Source organism: Sphingomonas sp. CBMAI 2297 (assembly GCF_029870595.1).
Classification (GTDB): domain Bacteria; phylum Pseudomonadota; class Alphaproteobacteria; order Sphingomonadales; family Sphingomonadaceae; genus Sphingomonas.
Map to the genome: position 1 here is coordinate 98828 of NZ_JAPDIR010000014.1, position 20889 is coordinate 119716.

Annotated in this window: 14 protein-coding genes; 8 read left to right on the forward strand and 6 right to left on the reverse strand. The window is 67.9% G+C overall.

Annotation, left to right across the window (positions count from 1 at the left end; translation table 11 throughout):
• Window positions 1–233 precede the first annotated feature (233 nt).
• From OMP43_RS17945 to OMP43_RS17960, 4 genes are read right to left on the reverse strand one after another with little or no spacing between them, the layout of a single operon-like run.
• Window positions 234–1997, reverse strand: coding sequence for a hypothetical protein (locus OMP43_RS17945; protein WP_280280904.1), 1764 nt, complete (start codon window positions 1995–1997; stop codon window positions 234–236).
• Window positions 1998–4580 (reverse strand): glycoside hydrolase family 2 protein, encoded by a 2583-nt coding sequence (locus OMP43_RS17950; RefSeq protein ID WP_280280905.1) that lies wholly within the window; start codon window positions 4578–4580, stop codon window positions 1998–2000.
• A complete protein-coding gene (locus OMP43_RS17955; protein ID WP_280280906.1) occupies window positions 4577–7612 on the reverse strand; it encodes a GH92 family glycosyl hydrolase in 3036 nt (1011 codons plus the stop codon). The genes OMP43_RS17950 and OMP43_RS17955 overlap by 4 nt, the downstream gene beginning before the upstream one ends.
• Entirely contained in the window at window positions 7609–9504 is a 1896-nt protein-coding gene (locus OMP43_RS17960) for a Na+:solute symporter (RefSeq protein WP_280280907.1), read from the reverse strand. The genes OMP43_RS17955 and OMP43_RS17960 overlap by 4 nt, the downstream gene beginning before the upstream one ends.
• A 228-nt stretch (window positions 9505–9732) precedes the next feature.
• On the opposite strand from OMP43_RS17960, the gene OMP43_RS17965 reads away from it, so the two are divergent.
• The 6 genes from OMP43_RS17965 (at window position 9733) to OMP43_RS17990 (ending at window position 17259) form a co-directional block, all read left to right on the forward strand.
• Window positions 9733–10716 (forward strand): LacI family DNA-binding transcriptional regulator, encoded by a 984-nt coding sequence (locus OMP43_RS17965; RefSeq protein WP_280280908.1) that lies wholly within the window; start codon window positions 9733–9735, stop codon window positions 10714–10716.
• Between the two features lie 165 nt (window positions 10717–10881).
• Window positions 10882–11799 carry an ROK family protein gene (locus OMP43_RS17970; protein WP_280280909.1) on the forward strand — a complete coding sequence of 306 codons (918 nt, stop codon included), beginning with the start codon at window positions 10882–10884 and terminating at the stop codon, window positions 11797–11799.
• Between the two features lie 38 nt (window positions 11800–11837).
• The gene (locus tag OMP43_RS17975; RefSeq protein WP_280280910.1) at window positions 11838–14159 is read left to right on the forward strand and encodes a GH92 family glycosyl hydrolase; all 2322 of its coding nucleotides are present in this window, start codon (window positions 11838–11840) and stop codon (window positions 14157–14159) included.
• Complete coding sequence (locus OMP43_RS17980; RefSeq protein WP_280280911.1) at window positions 14159–14881, forward strand: copper homeostasis protein CutC; 723 nt, start codon at window positions 14159–14161, stop codon at window positions 14879–14881. The genes OMP43_RS17975 and OMP43_RS17980 overlap by 1 nt, the downstream gene beginning before the upstream one ends.
• A complete protein-coding gene (locus OMP43_RS17985; RefSeq protein WP_280280912.1) occupies window positions 14878–15885 on the forward strand; it encodes a N(4)-(beta-N-acetylglucosaminyl)-L-asparaginase in 1008 nt (335 codons plus the stop codon). The genes OMP43_RS17980 and OMP43_RS17985 overlap by 4 nt, the downstream gene beginning before the upstream one ends.
• A gap of 24 nt (window positions 15886–15909) precedes the next feature.
• A complete protein-coding gene (locus tag OMP43_RS17990; RefSeq protein ID WP_280280913.1) occupies window positions 15910–17259 on the forward strand; it encodes an MFS transporter in 1350 nt (449 codons plus the stop codon).
• A gap of 93 nt (window positions 17260–17352) precedes the next feature.
• Here OMP43_RS17990 and OMP43_RS17995 read toward each other — a convergent pair whose 3' ends face one another.
• Together OMP43_RS17995 and OMP43_RS18000 are read right to left on the reverse strand one after the other, a co-directional pair.
• Window positions 17353–18522 (reverse strand): HAMP domain-containing sensor histidine kinase, encoded by a 1170-nt coding sequence (locus OMP43_RS17995; RefSeq protein WP_280280914.1) that lies wholly within the window; start codon window positions 18520–18522, stop codon window positions 17353–17355.
• Window positions 18507–19202 carry a response regulator gene (locus tag OMP43_RS18000; protein ID WP_280280915.1) on the reverse strand — a complete coding sequence of 232 codons (696 nt, stop codon included), beginning with the start codon at window positions 19200–19202 and terminating at the stop codon, window positions 18507–18509. The genes OMP43_RS17995 and OMP43_RS18000 overlap by 16 nt, the downstream gene beginning before the upstream one ends.
• Window positions 19203–19378: 176 nt before the next feature.
• Between OMP43_RS18000 and OMP43_RS18005 the strand changes: the two genes are divergently transcribed.
• Together OMP43_RS18005 and OMP43_RS18010 are read left to right on the forward strand one after the other, a co-directional pair.
• Window positions 19379–20062 (forward strand): outer membrane beta-barrel protein, encoded by a 684-nt coding sequence (locus OMP43_RS18005; RefSeq protein WP_280280916.1) that lies wholly within the window; start codon window positions 19379–19381, stop codon window positions 20060–20062.
• A partial coding sequence (locus tag OMP43_RS18010; protein WP_280280917.1) for a TolC family protein occupies window positions 20062–20889 on the forward strand: 828 nt, incomplete at its 3' end. The genes OMP43_RS18005 and OMP43_RS18010, both read left to right, overlap by 1 nt.

Here is a 20889-nt window from a genome sequence, read left to right on the forward strand (position 1 = left end):
GCTCCCGACAGTGCGACAAAAGGCCATTGCCCCTCTCCCTTTCAAGCGGGCGGCGCGTTGACCGCTAGCCGCCATTTCCTCCCCGATTCCATCGTCCGCCTTGACCCTGCCCTTGACGCATCCGCCGGGCTCCGGTTCGACGATCCAAATGTAATCGATTACAAAGTTATCGATTACATTTCCTTTGTCAAACGCTTTTATTGCAGCCGGGCCGAGCGATTGATACCGGTTTCCTATCCTGCCGGAGAACAGCGGCCCTTAATGGCTATCTTCCCTAGATTCAAAGGCTTGGGATAACCGCGCTCGATCATGAGGGAAATTCGCCGTATCGCCTTCCCGGCCAATGGCCCGAGGCACCAGCGGCGTTCCCGCCACACGCCCGTGGCGGCCAGGGGGTGAAGTGATTCGCTGCCATCGACCATCGTCAGGCGCAGCGCATAGCCCGGCGACGGGACGATCGCGGTGACCGAGAGCTCCGTCCGCGCGTCGATCGGCAGGTCGGTTAGGAACAGCGGCACCTCGGCCGGAGCGTGCAGCGCCGCCACGGGCAGCACCCGCAGCGAGCTGCCGCCCTGCCAGGCGCGCCGGAAATCATAGCCGATCTCCAGCCGGGCGGCCGGGCTATGGGCGAATTGCCAGCTCGGGAGCGGGTCCTGCCGCGCCATGTCGTGCCACGAGCCGCCGACGACATGCCCATCCCGGGCATCGATCAGGCCGTGCCCGGTGTTGAAGCTGGTCTCGAACGGCAGCTTCGCGATCACCGAGCGGGCGGGCACCAGCGCCGCCAGACCTTCCCACGCCCCGGTCCGCATCGCTTCGGTGGCGTTGCCCGTGGCCATGTTGCGGTCGTCGCCCGCGAACAGGCGAACCTCGCCGTCGTAGAAGCGCTTCACGTCGCGCGGATCGGCGCGAAAATCGCCGAACGCGCCGCCGGCGTTGAAGTTGAAGTTCGGCGCGAACAGCGCGATCGAGCCCAGCGCGGGCCCGTCCCCCTGCTCGCGCAAGTCGCGCAGCCAGCGCTTGTTGCCGAACGCCCGCTGCGCATTGTCCCGGGCGGGCCAGAGATCGGCGCCGATGAACAGCGCGTAGCGGTCACGCCCCCTCGCCTCCGCCAGCGCCGCGCCCGCGCGCAAGCCGGCGGGCGTCCATTGATAGTTCAGGAACATCGCGTCCGCCACGCGCGTCGCGCCATCCTGCAGCAGCGCCGCGTTACGGGGGTCATAGGCGTTCTGCCACTGGACGCGGCCATTGGGCAGCATCGCGTCGTACCAATGGATTTCCATGCCCCGGGGGGCGATCCGCGTCAGATACGCCATGAACCGCGCCATGCGCCCGCCAAGCTCGGGCGAGACGTCCGTCTCCTGATTGATCAGCCACCCGTCAAAGCCATAGTGGCGCGCGATCTCGACCAGGCGATCGGCCGCCGGGAAGCGACCCTCGCCATCCTCGCGCAGAAAGGCCTCCAGCGTCTTCGCCGAACCGCCCCAGGCGAGCGGCGCGAAGAATGCCGTGCCGATCACCTTCACGCCGTTGCGATGCGCGGTATCGACCCAGGGCCGGGCCGGGATCATCACATTGCGCTCCGCCGCGCCGGCGAACCACGACAGCACATCGATCTGCGCCCAGTGCGTGAAGGTGTAGAGATTGAACCGGGGCTGCGGCGCCAGATAATTGGCGAAATTGTTCATCCCGTCCGGCGCGAACAGCACGCGGACCCTCGGGTCCAGCCTGGCAGCGGGATCGGGCCCGGGCCCGGGATCGAGCATCCGGCTGGCGAGCGGCTCGCGCGAGACATTGCGCGCATCGGCAAGCGGACCGGCCGCTTCCCAGGCGAAAAGCTGTTCCACGCTGAGCGCGAATGGCGGCGAGAGCGCCAGAGGCGCGTCCGCGGATTGCGGCGCCCGGGCGAACGCCGCGCATCCGGGCAACGCAAGCGCGAGGGCGACGGCGAATGCGGTGCCTCCCCACAAGGTGGCGCGGATGCGGGCGCGTGCCACTCAGCGCTCCGCCGCGGCGGCCCGCTGGACCGGCCCCTCGAGCGCAGCCGGGGCCGGCGCGATCGCATGCGCGTCCCGGACCGAAGTCACGCGGAGCGTCGCCGGATCGAAACAGCGGCCGTCGCGGGCCCGCACCACTCGCGCTTCCCCGGCGAGCAGATCGAAGAAATTGTCGTCGAAATTCAGGCTCCCCCCCGAGGCATCGAGAACGGCGGCCGCGACATGGACCGCCCGCGCGAACCGCCGCGCGCTGATCCGCACGGCGTCGGGCCCCAGTATCTCGATTTCGATCCCGGGCTCGGGCAGCGCCGCGGCGTGGAGCATTTCCGGATGAACGATGTTCGCGGCCAGCGTCTCGCCCTCCCGCACCAGCCGCAAGGTCAGCAGCGTGCGCCCCCGATCCAGTGCCGGCAAATCGTCCGCGGAGACCAGCAGCAGCGCCCGCGCCTCGTTCGCGCCGATCCGGACGGCACGCACCTCGCGCCACAGCACTACGCCATCGAAATCGACCAGTTCGACTACCAGCTCGGCGTCGAGATCCTCCATGCGGTCGGACACGCCATGGATGCGGAACCCGCCCTCATGCGCCTCGGCACAGACCAGGACCGGCGCGAACGAGCGCGCGGCCTGATAGTGCAGCGCCTTCCATTGCCCGTAATAGTCGATCCCCGACCAGGAGACGGCCGGCCAGCAATCGTTGAGCTGCCAGTAGAGCGATCCCATGCAGATCGGCATGTTGCGCCGATGCGCCTCGAAGGCGACGCGCAGTCCATCCGCCTGGAGCACCTGGCTGAGGTAGCAGAACTGCTCAAAACCGGCCGGTTCACCGAAAGCCTCACGCACGAAACGGCCGATGATCGCATCGCCCCGCGCATGCTTCTGGTGCACCGAGAGCACGGGTGAGCCGAGCACGCGATCCTCGGGCGCGGTGAAGCGCTGGATCGAGTCCAGCAGCGGATAGGACTGGAAGCCATATTCGCTCATGAAGCGCGACAGCCGCTCGCCATAGGTCGCGAAGGGCAGCTCGCCGTGCCACACGCCCCAATAATGGCCGTCGCCGCGCATGTCGTCGGCCGGATCGTTCCAGTGCCCGATCGGCGATGACGGGAAATAGAAGCGACCCGGATCGAGCCGGGCGACGACATCGGGCAGCAGTTCGTCGAACAGCCGCGCATTTCCCGCCACCATCGCGGCGAACTGCGTGGCGGAATATCCGAATTTCTCGGGCCATTCCCAATGGGCCACGCCCAGGCTGATCTCGTTGTTGCCGCACCACAGGGCCAGGCAGGCGTGATGCCGCAGCCGGCGCACCGCCTGCGCGGCCTCTTCCTCGACCAGCTGGAGGAATGCCGCGTCCGAGGGATAGAGCGTGCACGAGAACATGAAATCCTGCCAGATCAGGATGCCGTGCTCGTCGGCGAGATCGTAGAACAGGTCGCTTTCGTACACGCCACCGCCCCAGACGCGGAGCATGTTCATGTTGGCGTCCGCGGTGTCGCGAAACAGCTGGCGATGGCGCTCGGGCGTGACTGCTTCCTGGAAGCTGTCCTGCGGGATGTAATTGGCCCCCTTCATGAACACCGGGCGGCCGTTCACCTTGAGATAGAAGCATTCGCCATGCGCATCGGGCTGGTTGACCACTTCGACGGTGCGCAATCCGATCCGTTGCGTGGTGAGATCGATCGTGCCGTCCCGATCGACCAGCCGCAGGGTGAAGCCGTAGAGATGAGCCTCGCCCAGGCCGTTGGGCCACCAGAGGCGGGGAGCATCCACCATTGCCGCGATCCGGTGCGTCCCCGGGCCCGGCGCGAGCGTCACGGGCTGCCGGACGGGAGGCACATCGGGCCGGTCGCAGGTCAGCTCCAGCCAGGCCTCGCCGCCCGCCTGCCCCTCGATCTCGACGGTGAAGGCCAGCTCGGCCCGTTCCGGCGACAGGCTGACAATCTCGTGCCGCAGCTCGGCGATGCGCGCGGTACGCACAATGTCGAGCCAGACCGGCCGCCAGATGCCCGAGGTGACGTATTTCGGGCCCCAGTCCCAGCCGAAATGATAGGGCGCCTTGCGCACATAGACGCTGGCGTGATCCGCCGTCTTGTCGTTCTCGGCCGGGTAGAGCACGCCTTCGCGCGCGCGCCGCTCGGCGCCGAGCGCAACCGGCGACCTGAACAGGATCGCCAGTTCGTTGCCGCCCGGACGCAGCAGCGCCCGGCACTCGGCCCGGTGGATGCAGAACATGTTCTCGGCCCGCAGCAGCGGAACGCCGTTGAGCACGACCGAGCAACAGGTATCGAGCCCTTCGAAGACCAGCGCGACGCTGTCCGCCGCCAGATCCTCGTCCGACACGTCGAACGTGCAGCTATATTCCCAGTCCTCGTCCTCGATCCATTGCAGCCGAAGCTCGGCGTCACGCGCGAAGGGGTCGTCGATCGCGCCGTTGCGCAGCAGGTCGGTGAAGTTCGAGCCGGGCACGCTGGCCGGCATCCACGCAGCATCGCCGGCGCGGCGAAACACCCAGTTCTCGGCAATCGGAATGCGCCGTCGCAGCGCGGCAGGTGCGGCCATGGCCGCGGCAGAACCGGTCATTGCAATAGGATCTCATCGAGGAACAGCCATGCCTTGCGCCCGGGCGGGCTGAGGCCTGGCGGCATGGTGCCCGCGGAAAGCACGCGGACTTGATAGTAGCGGAAGCTGCCGCGCACCGGGATCCGCAAGCGATCGACCGCCTGCCGGATCGCCCGCGGCGCGGCGATGTCGCGGCTGCCCACCAGCGCCAGCACGCCGGCCCGGTCTCCGGCCCATATCTCGATCCGGCGCGGCACGAGGATGCCGTTCATCGGATCGTCGAGATAGCCGATCGTCGCGCTGCGCACCGGCCGCGACTTGCCCAGGTCGATGGTCGCGGTGATGTCGCCCAGCCGCCCCGACCATTTCTTGTCCCCGTAGAAACGGGTGCCGCGCTCCTGGTCGATCAGCATCGCGCCGTCGGCCCGGCCATAGGGCATGTCGGGCTCGGTGATCCCTATCCGCGGATAGCCGGCCCCGAGCCCGGCGGTAGCGGCACGGGCATAGTGCTTCTCGAAGACCGTGCTCGCCGCCAGCCCCTGGCGCAGCGTCACCGCCTTCAGCACCGCGTCGCGGCCGATCCGAAGCGGGCGGACGTACCGCGGCGACCGTCCATCCGGCGCGCGACCGTCAAGCGTATAGCGGATTTCCGCCCCCGGCTCGGCCGTCTTCAGGGCGATGGTGCGCGCGCCGGCGAAATATGCCGAGGCATCGGGATCGAACGGTGCCCAGGCCGCGCGATGCGGCACCTCCACCGGCGCCTTGTCGTCGAACGCGCCGAGGCTGGTGTCGCGCGGATCGCGTCCCCAGGTTCGGTTCGGCTTCGGCCCCATCTCGAAGCGCAGCACGCCGCCGGCCATGATCCGATCGTGGCGGATATAGCTATGGGGATAGGGCCTGCCGTCGAGCGTCGCCGACTGGACGAAGATATTCTCCGGCGTCAGATTGTCGGCCTCGACGACGAAGCGCCTGCCGCTCTCCAGCTTGATGGTCGCGCGGCGATGATGGGGCGCCGCGAGCTGATAGGTCAGGTCGCCTGGCGCCACCGGGTAGAAGCCCAGCGTGGCCAGCACGTACCAGGCCGACATCTGGCCCAGATCCTCGTTGTTGACGAGGCCGTCGGGCCGGTCGGCATACATCTCCCGGATCAGGCGGTTCACATAAAGCTGGGTCAGCCACGGCGCGCCCGCGAGATTGAACAGCCACGCCATGTGGTGGCCCGGCTCGTCGCCATGGGCATAGCGGCCGATAAAGCCCGAGATGTCGACATGCTGCTCGCCGCCGATCGGCCTGGTATCGGTGAAGATGCCTTCCAGCCAGCGTGCATAGGCCGCGCGCCCGCCGTGCAGCCGGATGGCGGCGACCATGTCGTGCGGCGTATAGGCCGAATAGGCCCAGATATTGCCCGAGACATAGTGCCGGTTCAGCGTGTCCCAGGTGTCCATCGGCACCGGCACCCTGCTCCCATCGGCCAGCCGCGGCAGGAGATAGCCGGTGGCGGGATCATGGAGCTGGCGCCAGCCGGTCGCGCGGGCGGCGAAGCGCGCGGCATCCGCATGCTTGCCGAGCTTCTCCGCGACGCGGCCGATCGCCCAGTCCTCGTAATTCTGCTCGGTGGTCTTGGAGACCGAGCTTGCCACGTCGGCCGGCACGAACCCATAGGCGAGATAGCCCGCCATGCCGTTCGCGTCATAGACGTTGCTGTGCTTGGTCGTGTCGAACGCGCTGGCGCGGATCGCGGCATAGGCCGCTTCGGGATCGACTCCGGGAATGCCCTTCAGCACCGCATCGGCGATCGGCGAGACGATGCTGTAGCCGATCATCACGCGATTGTCGTGGCCGACGGCCTCCCAGCTCGGCAGCAACAGGCCCTGCTCGGCATGGCGCGACACCATCGAGGCGACGATCTCGCCGTCCTTCCTGGTATCGACGATCGTCAGCAGCGGGTGCAGCGCGCGATAGGTGTCCCAGGTGGAGAAATTGCTGAATTGCGGGATGCGCGACTGGCGGACCCGGCCCTCGAGATAATAGGCGCCGGTGACGTCCGAGATCAGGTTGGGCGCGATCGCCGCATGATAGGCTGCGGTGTAGAACAGCCGCTTCTGCCGCGCATCCCCCTCGATGGTGATGCGCGACAGGCGCTCCTGCCATTGCCGGGTGGCGTCGGCCAGCGCCGCGTCGAAACTGCGTCCGCGCGCCTCGGCGTCGAAATTCGCCTGCGCGCCGGCCTGGCCGGTGTGCGAGAGCGCCACGGCGACCTCGACGCCGTCCGCGCCGCCCGGCGCGAACTGCACCAGTGCCTTGATCGCCCTCCCCGCCCGCGCGCGCCCGGCGACCGGGCGGTCGTCTTCGGTCAGCCGCGCGCTGGCGAAGGGCTGGGAGAAACGCGCGACGAAGAAGACCGAGCGATCGCCCGAGGACTGGCTGATCGCGCGCTTCCAGCCCCGGATCTCGTGGTCGGAGACGATCTCGATCTCGGTGCGATAGGCATGGTCCCCGACGCTGTGCGTCGGATCGATCACCACATAGCGTGGCGCGTCACCCCGATAGGTATAGCGATGGAAGCCGGCGCGCATGGCGGCGGTCAGCTCGGCATCGACGTCCGGATCGTCCAGATGGACGCGGTAATAGCCCGGCCGCGCCAGCTCGCGGGAATGCGAGAAGCGCGAGCGATAGCCCGAGCCGGGATGCTCGGCCGAGCCCGCCTCGGTCGATGGCGAGCGCGTCGGCATCAGCAGGATGTCGCCGAGCGCCGACAGGCCCGCCCCGCTGATGTGCGTATGCGCGAAGCCTTTGATGTCCCCGTCGGAATAATGATAGCCCGATGTCCAATTCCAGCCATTGCGGTCGTTCGACGGGCTGAGCTGGACCATGCCGAACGGCACGGTGGCGCCGGGGAAGACATGGCCGTTGCCGCCGGTGCCGATCAGCGGATCGACATAGGCGGTTGGATCCTCGCCCGGGGTCGCCGCCACCGGAGCCTCGCGCGCGCCCGCGCCGACGGCCAGCAACAATGCCGCGGCGGCGAGCCGCATGCCGCTCCGCCCGATCATCGCGCGGTCTCCGGCGCTGCATCCAGCCGGGCCATGTCGCTCGGCCAGTCCTCGAGTCTACGGTACCAGGTGCGCCACAGGGTCAACCCTCCGGCGGAGGCGACCGTCAGCGCTGCCAGCAGGCCCGGGACATTCTTCAGCACCAGGAAGATCGGCACTGCCACCAGGCTGGTCTGGACGATCGTCCCGACCGCGATGTTGAACATGTCGCGCGGGAAGCTGCGGTTCGGCCGCACCCCCGGCCGGTCCTGCGCGAGCGCGCGGTGCACCGGCCCCCAGAAGCCCCAGGGCCGCACCCGGTCGTAGAAGGTCTTGAGCACCGCCATGTCCGTCGGCGGCGTCATCAGGCTCACCGTTATGGCGATCGTCCCGGCGACCAGGATCACCAGCGGGAAGAGGTAGAGCGCGAGGACGGAACCCATATCGGGCAGGAGCGCGCCGAACAGGAACGGGAAGGTCATCGCGCAGGCCATGCCGGCGACCGTTCCCCAGAAATAGCCATGGCCGTTGAACCGCCACCAATACCATTTGATCACGTTCGACGCGGTGTAGCCGCCCCACAGGCCCGACACGATCCACTGCAGCGCATCGTTGATGCTCGCGACGAACAGGCCGATCCCCATGCTGATGAGGACGACGGTGAGCGACACGCCGTAGCTCATCCAGATCATCCGGCGCTGCGACGCGCCGGGATTGATGTAGCGGCGGTAGATATCGTTCACGAGATAGAGCGGCGCCGCGTTCAGGCTGCTGGCGAAGGTCGCCATGAAGGCGGCGAGCAGGCCGGTGACGATCAGGCCGCGCATCCCCGCCGGCGCGAAGCTCTGGATCGCGGCGGGGAGGATGCTCTCATAGTCGATCCGCCCGCCCGAGACGAGGTCGAGCCGATCGACGAAGACCAGCGCCAGCACCGTGAAGCCCGTGATCATCAGATAGCGGATCGGCATCAGGACGACGGAGACGAAGCCGGTCAGCTTCGCGGCGTCGCGCGGGGTGCGCGTCGCCAGGATGCGCTGCATGTCGTAGCTCGGCGCGGGGCCGGCCGCGCTCTTCAGGATTCCCGAGAAGAGCATCATCATGAACAACGGGCCGAACAGCCCATAGCCGTCGGCGGCGATCTTGGACTGGACCTCGGGCTGGATCGCCCGCCAGTCCAGGCCGAGCGACCAGCCGAAGGACGGGCTCATCCACCCTTGGGGCGTGGCCGCCGCCACCTGGTCCGGCGAGACCAACGTCATGGCGAGGCCGGCAATGAAGATCGCCGCGATCGTCATGATCGAGAATTGCAGCACGTCTGTCCACACGATCCCGGGCATGCCGCCGAGCACGACGTAGAGCGTCACCAGGCTGGTGAAGAACACCGCATAGATGTTCGGCACCAGCGCGGGATCGACCGTCATCCCGCCGAGCAGCGGCGCCACGGTTTCCCACGGGATGAACAGCTCCATGAACTTGCCGATGCCGACAAAGGCATAGGCGAGGAAGCCGACCACGCAGAACAGCGCGAAGACCACCACCGAGAGATGCGAGAGCCGGCTCCCCGTCCCCTCCCCGAAGCGCAGCAGGATCCATTCGGCACCGGAACGCACGTTCGAGCGGCGCAGCCACAGCGCGAGGAACGCCATCAGGAAGACCTGATTGAACACCGGCCAGAGCCAGGGAAGCCAGATGCTCTTCAGGCCATAGACGAACAGCAGCGTCGTCAGCCACATCGTGCCGGAAATGTCGAACATCCCCGATGCATCGGACAGGCAGAGCAGATACCAGGGCATCCGCTTGTTGCCGAGATAATAGCTGTCGATGCTCTGCGCGGCGCGGCGGCGCACCACCAGCGCGATGACGAGCGTTGCGACGAGATAGGCGGCGACGATCGCGCCATCGATAACGGTCAATCCTGCCCCCTCTCCAACGAGCCCGCCGGCGTGGCGCCCGCCGGACCTTTGCTATCTGCCCGGACTCGTTGCGCGAATCCGGATTTGCAATCGATTACATTTTTTGTAAAGCCCTTCCCGACAATATTGACAATGGGCCGGCCATCGCTCTCTTTCGTCGGGAACGGCGCGGGATCGGGCAATGGGGAGCGGATGGATGCGGGAAGTGCGAAGGGCAATCACACGGCGATGACCACCATCCTTGATGTAGCCCGTGCCGCCGGCCTTTCGACGGCGACCGTGTCGCGGGCGCTCCGCGAGCCGGAGAAGGTGACCGAGAAGACTCGCGCGAAAGTGTTCAAGGCAGTCGAGGCGGTAAGCTACCGGCCTAACATGCTCGCGCGCAACCTGCGCACCGACAAGTCCTTCACCCTGCTGGTGCTGGTGCCGGGCATCGCCAATCCCTTCTTCGCCAACGTCACCGCCGGCATCGAAGCGACCGCGTGGAAGCGCGGCTATTCGGTGCTGCTCGGCGACACGCGCGATTCGGCCGAGCGCGAGGAACATTATGCCCGGCTGGTCGAGACGCGGCTGGCGGACGGCGTGATCCAGCTCAGCCCCGATTATGCGCCGGCCGACAGCCGCCGCCGAGCACCCTATCCCATCGTCCATGCCTGTGGCTGCGAACTGACCGAAGCGCCGTCGGTGCGGATCGACAATGTCGGCGCGATGCGCGAAGTCGTCGCGCACCTGATCGCGCGCGGCCATCGCCGGATCGCGGCAATCAGCGGGCCGCAGGCCAACGCCCATGCCATCGATCGCCTCAAGGGCTATCGCCAGGCGCTTGAGGCGGCCGGCATCGCCTTCGATCCGGCGCTCGTCCTCCATGGCAGCTTCAGGATGCAGTCCGGCTTCGAGGCCGCGCGCGAGATTCTCGCAATGACGCCGCGCCCCACCGCGATCGTCAGCATCAACGACGAAATGGCCATCGGCGCGATCCAGGCGCTCGCGGCGCTCGGCGTCTCGGTCCCTTCCGATATCGCGGTCACGGGCTTCGACGACATCGATTTCGCCGCCCACTCCACCCCGGCGCTCACCACCGTCCGCCAGCCAGCCGCCGAAATGGGCGCAAAGGCCTGCGAACTGCTGATCGACTGGATCGAGGACAAGGCACGGGACGAGGCCGTGCACATTCTTCCGCACACTCTGGTCGTGCGCGAGAGCAGCGGATGAACGCGCCGGCACCCGCTCATGGTGCCGAAAGCCCCTCCGGGCACCGCGCGCAGCCGTTTCGACCGCCTATCCGCAAATAAGGCTGGCCTCGCGATATGTAATGGATTACATTTCGTGCAACGACCGCATCGCGCGGCGCAACGGGTCCAGGGGGAGAGGCATGGCATGATCGTCGGGCTGGATATCGGCGGTCACCACGTCGCCGGCGCGCTGCTGAACCGGCAGGGGCACGGGATCCTCGTCAAGAGCTACCGGCATAGCGAGACGCGCAGCGGCGCCGCCAGCGCCGAACTGCTCGATGCCTGGGCGCACCTGATCACGACGATCGCGCCGGACACCGATCAGGTCACCGGCGTCGGCATCGCGATGCCGGGCCCGTTCGACTATCGCACCGGCACCGCCTTTTTCGAGGGCAATGGCAAGTTCCAGAGCCTTTACGGCGTCAATGTGCGCGAAGAGCTGCAGCGCCGCCTGCCCGCCTCGCGCGAAATCCGCTTCCTGAACGACGCGACCGCCTTCGCGGTCGGCTGCGTGGCGATGGGCGCGACGGGGGATAGCGCCCGGGTGCTCGCGATCACGCTCGGCACCGGGCTCGGCGCGGCGTTCCTCGATCGCGGCATCCCGGTGATCGAGGAAGAGCCGGGCGCGGTGCCTCCCGGCGGATGCCTGTGGAACATGCCGTTCAAGCACGGGATCGCCGATGACTATGTCTCCTCCCGCTGGCTCCTTACCGAGGCGGCAAGGCAGAGCGGCCGGCCCTGGGAAAGCGTGGCCAGAATGGCCGCCGAGGCGCGGCAGAATGAGGCCCTGCGGGGAGTCTTCGCGGAATATGGCGCCAGCCTCGCCGCGATCGTCGCGCCCTGGGCGCGCGGGTTCGGTGCGGAGACGATCATGCTCGGCGGGCGCATCGCCGGCGCGTTCGACCTTTTCGCGCCGACTCTGCGCCAGGGGCTCGCCGCGCACGAGGTGGCGATACCGATCATGATCCACGAGAATACCGAAGACGCGGCAATCGTCGGCGCGGGCCAGATGTTCACCCCCGCCTTCTGGGCCCAGGCACGAACCCGGCTTCCGCGCCGGTGAGCAAGGGCCCCATGACAAGGAATAGGGAGACGATGCGGATGGGGCGAGTTGCGATACATATGCTGGGGCTCGCCCTGGCCCTGCTTCCGGCCCCGCTCGGAGCACAGCAGGCGCCGGACTATGCCGATCTCGCCAACCCGCTCACCGGGACCGATTCGTCCTTCGAGCTATCCTATGGCAACACCTATCCGGCGATCGCCGTGCCATGGGGCATGAACTTCTGGACGCCCATGACCAACAAGATGGGCGATGGCTGGACCTATCGCTACGGCGACCACAGGATCCGCGGCATCAAGCAGACCCATCAGCCGAGCCCCTGGCTCAACGATTACGGCGCGTTCTCGCTGATGGCGCTCACCGGTCCGCTCAAGTTCAAGGAAGACGAGCGCCAATCCTGGTTCTCCCACAAGGCGGAGACGGCACGGCCCTATCGCTACGGCGTCTATCTGGCCGATTACGACGTGACCGCCCAGGTCACGGCGACGGCGCGGGCGGCGCATTTCCGCTTCACCTTCCCCGAGAGCGAGCAGAGCTGGATCCTGCTCGACGGGTTCGACATGGGCTCGATGGTCAAGATCCTGCCCGGGGAACGCCGGATCATCGGCTATGCGCGCAACAACCATGGCGGCGTTCCGGGCAATTTCCACAATTGGTTCGTCGCCGAGTTCGATCGCGATTTCGACGTCGCCGAGACCTGGGGAGACGGCTGGAAGCGCAACCCCGGCGTCCCCCAGGCCGAGGGGCAGCATGTCGGGGCAATCATCGGGTTCAAGACGCGCAAGGGCGAGCAGGTCCATGTTCGCGTCGCCTCCTCTTTCGTCAGCCCCGAACAGGCCGCGCTCAACCTCGATCGCGAGATCGGCAAGGACAGCTTCGAAGCCACCGAGGCCAAGGCCAGGGACCAGTGGAACGCCCTGCTCGGCCGGTACAAGGTGGAAGACCCGGACATCGACGCGAAGCGCACATTCTATTCGGCGCTCTATCGCACCATGCTCTTCCCGCGCATGTTCCACGAAGTCGATGCCGGCGGACGGACGATCCACTACAGCCCCTATGACGGCAAGGTGCATCCCGGCCCGATGTTCACCGACAACGGCTTCTGGGACACTTTCCGCGCGGTCTTCCCGCTGTTCGCGCTGATGCACCGCGAGCTTGACGGGCAGATCATGCAGGGGCTCGCCAATACCTATGACGAATCGGGCTGGCTGCCCGAATGGGCCAGCCCCGGCCACCGCGACGTGATGATCGGCTCGAACTCGGCGGTGAACATCGCCGACGCCTATCTCAAGGGCATTCGCGGCTTCGACATCGCCAAGCTCTACGAAGCGATCCGCAAGAATGCCGACACCGACCAGGGCCGGCCCAAGTCGCGCGAAGGCAAGACGATCAGCTCGGTCGGGCGCGAAGGCGTCGACTGGTACAACCGGCTCGGCTATGTCCCCTACGATGTCGGCATCAACGAGAATGCCGCGCGCACGCTCGAATATGCCTATGCCGATTTCACCATCTCGCGGCTCGCGACGGCGCTCGGCAAGCCCCGCGACGCCGCCCTGTTCGCGAGCCGGGCGCAGAACTACCGCAAGCTCTTCGATGCCGAGAGCGGCTGGATGCGCGGCCGCAACCGGGACGGGAGCTTCCAGTCTCCCTTCAACCCGCTCAAATGGGGCGACGCCTTCACCGAGGGCAACAGCCTCCACTATAGCTGGTCGGTGTTCCAGGACGTGCAGGGCCTGATTACGCTGATGGGCGGCGACCAGGCCTTTGCCGCGAAGCTGGACAGCGTGTTCGACAGCCCGCCCAAGTTCGACGACAGCTATTACGGCTTCACCATCCATGAGATCCGCGAGATGCAGATCGTCGACATGGGCAATTATGCCCATGGCAACCAGCCGATCCAGCACATGATCTATCTCTACAATTATGCCGGCCAGCCCTGGAAGGCGCAGGCGCGGGTGCGCGAAGTGATGCGCAAGCTCTATTCGAGCGCGCCCGACGGCTATCCGGGCGACGAGGACAATGGCCAGACCTCGGCCTGGTATGTGTTCAGCGCGCTCGGCTTCTATCCGGTGACGCCGGGCGCGAACCAATATGTGATCGGCTCGCCCCTGTTCCGCCATGTCGAACTGGCGCTGGAAAATGGCCGGACGTTCACCATTGATGCTCCGGGAAACAGCGCCGCGAACGTCTATATCCAGTCCGCCACGCTCAATGGCCGGCCCCTGAACCGCACCTGGCTGGGCCATGACGAGATCATGGCCGGCGGCACGCTGCGCTTCGAGATGGGGCCGCGGCCGAACCAGGCATGGGGCACGGGCCCGGGCGCCGCGCCCTTCTCGATGAGCGGCGGGGGCAAGCGCTGATGGCCGTCACGCTCGAGATCTGCGTCGACGATGCCGCGGGCATCGCCGCGGCGGCTATGGGCGGCGCCGACCGGATCGAGCTGTGCAGCGCGCTCGAGCTGGGTGGCCTCACCCCCTCCCCGGCCCTGATCGAACGCGCCGTGGCGACGGGCATTCCGGTCCATGCGATGATCCGGCCGCGCGCCGGAAACTTCGTCTATGATACCGACGAGCTGGCGCTGATGGCCGAGGATATCCGGCATGCGCTCGCGCTCGGGGCCGCCGGCGTGGTGGTCGGGGCACTGCGCCCGGACGACACGCTGGATTCGCGCGCGCTCACCCGGTTTCGCATGGTCGCCCGCGATGCCGCCCTGGTGCTGCATCGGGCGATCGACCTCGTCCCCGATCCGATCGCCGCGGTCGAGGAAGCCTGCGCGCTGGGCTTCGACAAGATCCTCAGCTCGGGCCAGGAAGCGACCGCGCTGGCTGGTGCCCTCACGCTTGCGAGGATGGTGGACGCGGCGCACGGCAGGCTGTCCGTCATCGCCGGCTCGGGCCTCGCTCCCGACAATGTGGCAAGGATCGCGCGCGTGAGCGGCGTGCGCGAGGTGCACGGCTCGGCGAGCGAGCCGGGACGCCCCGATCCACGCAGCGTGGCGATGGGCTTTTCGGCCGGTCCCCGGCGCAGAACCAGCGCAGCCCTGATCCGCCGGCTGCGCGCCGCCATCGAGGAGAGCGCATGACGACAGCAGTGACTCGCCGTACCGCCTTGGCCATGGGCGTGACGACCGCGACCTTTGCCGGCGCGAGCTCCGCCTTTGTGCGCGGAAGCGACCCGATCGCGGTGGTCTCCACCTGGGACTTCGGCGCCGCGGCGAACGCGGCGGCGCTAGCCCGTCTCAACGCGGGCGGGTCGCTGATCGACGCGGTCGAGGCCGGCGCGCGGGTGCCGGAGGCGGATCCGGCGAACCACTCGGTCGGCCTCGGCGGCTATCCCGACCGCGACGGACGAGTGACGCTGGACGCCGTCATCATGGACGATGCGGGCCATATCGGCGCGGTCGCCGCTCTGGAGGATATCGTCCACGCGATCTCGGTCGCCCGGCTGGTCATGGAGAAGACGCCGCACACCATGCTGGTGGGCGAAGGCGCGCGGCGCCTTGCGATCGAGCATGGGATGAAGACGGCGAAGCTGCTGACGCCCGAGGCCGAAAAGGCATGGCGCGAATGGCTGAAGACCGCGCAATACAAGCCCCAGGCCAATATCGAGAACCAGCTGCCGGGGCCGCCGGGGTCGGCGCTGAACCACGACACGCTCGGCCTGCTCGCGCGTTCGGCGGACGGGCGCATGGCGGGCGCCTGCACGACGTCCGGCATGGCCTACAAGATGCACGGCCGCGTCGGGGATTCGCCGTTCGCGGGGCACGGCCTCTATGTCGAGCGCGGCATCGGCGGCGCCGCCTCCACCGGCGTGGGCGAGGAAGTAACCCGCATCGTCGGCACCGCGCGCGTGGTCGCGTCGATGCGCGCCGGCCTCTCGCCCCAGGCCGCCTGCCGGGAGGCGGTCGAGTATATCGCCCGGCTGCGCGGCGATGCCATCCAGGGGATGCAGGTCGGCTTCCTGGCGCTGAGCGCGGCCGGCGAAGTGGGCGCCTATGCGCTGATGCCGGGCTTTACCTACGCGGTGACCCGGCTCTCCGGCAAAACCCAGTTGCTGCCGTCCGACAGCCTGGCCGGCATGCGCTAGAAACAGGAATTCGGGGGAGGATACATGACGACGAAGCAATCGGTTGGCGTGACGGCGGCCTATGCCATCGTGACGTGCCTGTTTTTCGCCTGGGGGTTCATCACCTCATTGATCGATCCGCTGGTCGCGGCGGTGAAGGGCATCTTCACCTTGACCGACTTCCAGGCCCAGGCGGCGGCTTTCGCCTTTTTCGCAGCCTATGGCGTGATGTCGTTCCCGGCCGCGGCGCTGCTCGCGCGCCTGAAGCCGATCCCGACCATCCTGGCCGCGCTGTGCATGATGATCGCCGGATGCCTGGTGATGCTCGCGGCCGCCAATCTCGCGATGTTCACGCTGGTCCTGCTCGGCCTCTTCATCCTCGCGAGCGGCATCACCATCCTGCAGGTCGCGGCCAACCCCCTCGCGGCGGCGCTGGGCGATCCGCGCCATAGCCATCTGCGCCTGACGCTCAGCCAGACCTTCAACTCGCTGGGGACGTTCATCGGGCCGCTGCTCGGGGCCCATCTGTTCCTGGCCGGCATCGAAGTGAAGGAAGGAGCGATCGTCACGAAGGAGGTCCGCGCAAGCGCGCTGGCCGGCATCGACTCCGCCTATTTCTGGATCTGCGGCCTGATCGCCGCGCTCGCGGTGTTCTTCTATCTGAGCCGCCGTGTCGTCACCGAGGCGGCGCCTCCGGCGACCGGCCCGCAGCGCGGTTTCTGGGCGCTGTTCACCGATGCGCTCACCTCCAAATGGGCGCTGCTCGGCGCGCTCGCGATCTTCCTCTATGTCGGTGCCGAGGTCGCGATCGGCACGCAGATGGCGCTGTTCCTGAATTCGGACGCGATCTGGGGCCATTCGGACGCCGCGTTCGGCGTGCCGGTGCTCGGCTATGCGATGGGCAGCGACGGCATTCCGGGCGTGTCGCTCCAGGAAGCCGGCAAGGCCGTCGCCTTCTATTGGGGCGGCGCGATGGTCGGCCGCCTGATCGGCTCGGTCCTGCTCACGCAGGTCAAGGCGCACCACCTGCTGGCGCTGTTCACCGCCATCGCCGCCGCGATGTGCCTCTATGTCTTCGCGGTCGGCGGCGTCACCGCCGGCTTCGTCGCGCTGAGCATCGGCCTGTTCAACTCGATCATGTTCCCGGTGATCTTCACGCTCACGCTCGAGCGTTCCAACGCGAGCGCGGAAGCGACCTCGGGCCTGCTCTGCACCGCCATCGTGGGCGGCGCGATCCTGCCCCTGCTCGTCGGGCTGGTTTCGGAGCGCAGCAGCTATGCGACGGCGTTCATCGTCCCGGCGCTATGCTACGCGACGCTCTGCGCATTCGCCCGTGCCGCGGCGCGCAAACCGCAGCAGCCCCGGGCCGAGCCGGCAGCGATCATGCTCCACTAGGTTAAGAGCTCATACGCCATCCCCGCGAAAGCGGGGGTGGCAAAATGCGCTACCGACCTCCAGGTAAATCAACAATTTACATGGATTTTTACTCTAGCCGGCGCCCGACGATCCGTCGTGCAGCGGCAGATGGACGATGAAGCACGCCCCTGAGCGATCGGATCGGTTCGCCGCGACGATGCGTCCGCCATGTGCCTCGACCAGCTTCGCGGTGAGCGCCAGCCCGAGGCCGCTGCCGGAGCGCACCGCGACCTGGGATCTTGCCGCTCGCCAGAAGGGCGTGAACAGGCGGTGCTCGTCGCCTTCCTCAAAGCCCCTGCCCTCGTCGGAAACGCGAAGGACAGCGCCGCCGCCCTCGATCATCACCGCCACTTCGATCCGCTCGCCGTCCGCGCCGTGGCGGATGGCGTTGCTGATGAGGTTCATCGCGACCTGGCGCATCCGCACCGGGTCTGCCCGGACCCGTACGGGCCGGCAGGCCTCGCCGATCGTCAGCCCCGCCGCCTCGGCCTCCGGGCCAAGGTCGAGGATCGCGAGCTGGACGACCCGGGCGAGGTCGATCACTCGCAGATCCAGTTCGAGGACATGGGCATCGGCATGGGCCAGCGTGCGAAGATCCTCGACGATACGCGACAATTGCTCGACCTGGCGCAGCAGGCGCTCCGGCTCGTCCGTGCTCGGATCGATGAAGCCGTCGCTCAGCCCGTGGAGGCGCCCCTTGAGGATGGTGAGCGGCGTGCGCAGTTCGTGCGCGATGCCGGCGGTCAGGATCTTGCGCTCGCGCTCATAGGCCTCGAGGTCGGCGGCCATCCGGTTGAAGCTGTCGACCAGCTCCGCGGTCTCCCCAGCCAGGCCCGCCGCCGCCACCCGCACGCCGCGCTCGCCCTCCGCCACCTGGCTCGCGGCAAGGCTGACCGCGCTGATCGGCGCGCTGATCCGGCGCGCGAAGACATAGGCGATGCCGCCGCCGACGCTGGTCGAGACGATGCCGATCAATGCCAGGAACAGCCAGTCGCTCGGCAGGATGAGCGCGCCCGAATATTGCTCGTGGAGATCGAAGAACCGATCGCTGTCGGTCTGACCCGTGCGGACCAGCCGCTCGAACTCCGCGCGCGCCTTGGGCGGCATGCTATTGCCGATCTGGTGGAGCCGGAGGACGGTGGCGCCATAATAGACGGCGACGCTCATCACGATCGTGATGAGCGTCATCATGCCGGCAAGCAGCCAGACGCGCGTGACGATGCGGTTCAGCGCTCGGGCCACAGGCGATATCCCACCCCCCGCACCGGCTCGATCATGTCGCCGCATCCCACCGCATTCAGCTTGGCCCGCAATTTCGACAAATGCGAATCCACCACCCGGTCATAGGCTTCGCTGTCGGGCGAGGCCGCGTCCAGCAATTCCATGCGCGTGAAGGCGCGGCGCGGCTGGCGCGCCATGTGCGCGAAGATCTGGAACTCGGTGGGTGTCAGCGGCACGCGCTCGAGCCCGCTCCCGTCGTCCGCCCGGCGCAGCACGGCATGGGCATTGAGGTCGACCACCAGGCTGCCGATGCTGATCGTCCGGTTCGGGCTCGTAGCCTGCGCGCGGCGGAGCACCGCGCGCACGCGCTCGACCACTTCGGCCGGGTTGAACGGCTTCACGACATAGTCGTCGGCGCCCATCCGCAGCGACGACAGCTTCGAGCCGTCGTCATCGAGCGCAGTGACCATGATGACCGGCGTGCCCGCGCGATTGCCGATGGTGGTGAGCACCTCCAGGCCGTCGCCGCCCGGAAGCCCGATATCGAGCAGCACCAGGTCCGGCCGGAACTGGGCATGCAGCCTGATCGCCTCGGACACCGAGAAGGCGCGCTGCGTCTGATAGCCGCCCTTGTCGAGATAGAGCGCCAATATGTCGCCAATCTCCCGCTCGTCCTCGACGATCAATATCCTGCCGCTCATCGTGCCTCCTGCGGCTGGCCATAATCGCCGATTATGTAGGTCCCGTGGAGACGGCGACCGCTTGAATTGCGCCCCTCCATCAAGCCTCCATCGAATCCTCCATAAGGCTCCATCGATCTGCCGGAGAGAGGATGGCGACGCGGCGATCATGCCGCCTCGGCAGACAGGAGATTTTCATGGTACCCGCTTTCCGTCACTGCGCGTTCGCCGCGCTCGCAATCGCCGCGGCCGGCGTGACTCCCGCGGCCGCGCAGGATGATCAGTCGACCGGCGTCTACGGCGTGGCGCGGGCGGGCCTGTCCATCGACACCGACGCCCGCCTGCGGAACAACCCCACCGCCGGGACCACCATCCAGCGCGACACCGATTACAAGCGCGGCTTCAACGGCGAGCTCGGCATCGGCTATGACGCCGGCCCGTTCCGCCTCGAAGGCACGGTCGGCTACACCACCGCCGGCATCGACAAGAAGAAGGCGTCCACCGGCGGCTTCACCGCGGACGGCCGGACCAAGGCGCTCACCATCGGCGCGGCGGGCTATTTCGACATCCCGATGAGCGCGCATGTGGCGCCCTATGTCGGCGGCGGCGTCGGCCTGTCGCGCGTGAGCTCGCGCCTGAGCCGCCTGAGCGGTTCGCCCGCCACCGGCAGCCGCTATTCGGACAAGGACTGGGGCTTCAACTGGCACCTCGACGCCGGCGTCGGCATCGCGGCCACCCAGTCGACCACGATCGAGCTGGGTGCGCGCTATTCCCGAACCTCGTCGCTGCGCTTCGACGGCTTCAACGGCACGACCAAGACGGAATTCCGTCCGCGCCTGTCGGGCTGGTCCGCCATGCTCGGAATCCGCCAGGCCTTCTGATGCACGGCCGCCGCATCCCGTCGGTATTGCTTCCCGCCGTCCTCGCGACGGCGGGATGTGCGCCGAGCCTCGAGATCGGGCGCCCCGTCGCGCCCCTGCCCGCGCGCTTCGAGGCCATGGCGCCGGATCCGGCTCCGGAGCCGGCGGCGCTGGATCGGTGGTGGACGCTGTTCGGCGATGCGCAACTGGACGATCTCGTCGCGCGCGGGCTGCGCGCCAACGCCGATGTCCGGCTCGGCCTGGCGCGCCTGCGCGAAGCCCAGGCGATCCGCCGGGCCGCGCTCGCCCCCTTCCGGGTCCAGGGGGATTTGCAGGTTACCGGCGGGGTGCAGCGCAGCGAGAGCCTGTCCGGTCCGGACGTGCTGATCGGCGGCCCCGGCGGCACGTCGGTAACCTCGGGAGCGACGGTTGCGGCCGCGTCCCCCACCTTCAATCTCTCCTGGGAGCTGGATCTGCTGGGCCGGCGCGGCGTCGCGCGGGCCGCGGCGGACGCCGATCTCGCGGCCGCCCGCTTCGTGCAGGAAGGGACGCGGGCGAAGCTCGCCGCCGACATGGCCGATGCCCTGTTCGCGGCGCGCGGCCTCGCCGCGCAGGCCGAAGCGGCGCGGGAGACGCTGGCGATCCAGCAGGGGATCCTGGCGGCCATGCGCACGCGCACCGAGCGCGGCCTTGCCGCGAACGCCGATGTGGCGCGGATCGACGCCGATGTCGCGCAGGCCGAGGCGCAAGCCGCCCAGCTGGAGGCCGAGCTCGCCGCGACGAAGCGCGCGATCCTGGTCCTGCTGGGCGAAGCCGACAAGCCGCTCGACACCCTCCCGATCCACCCC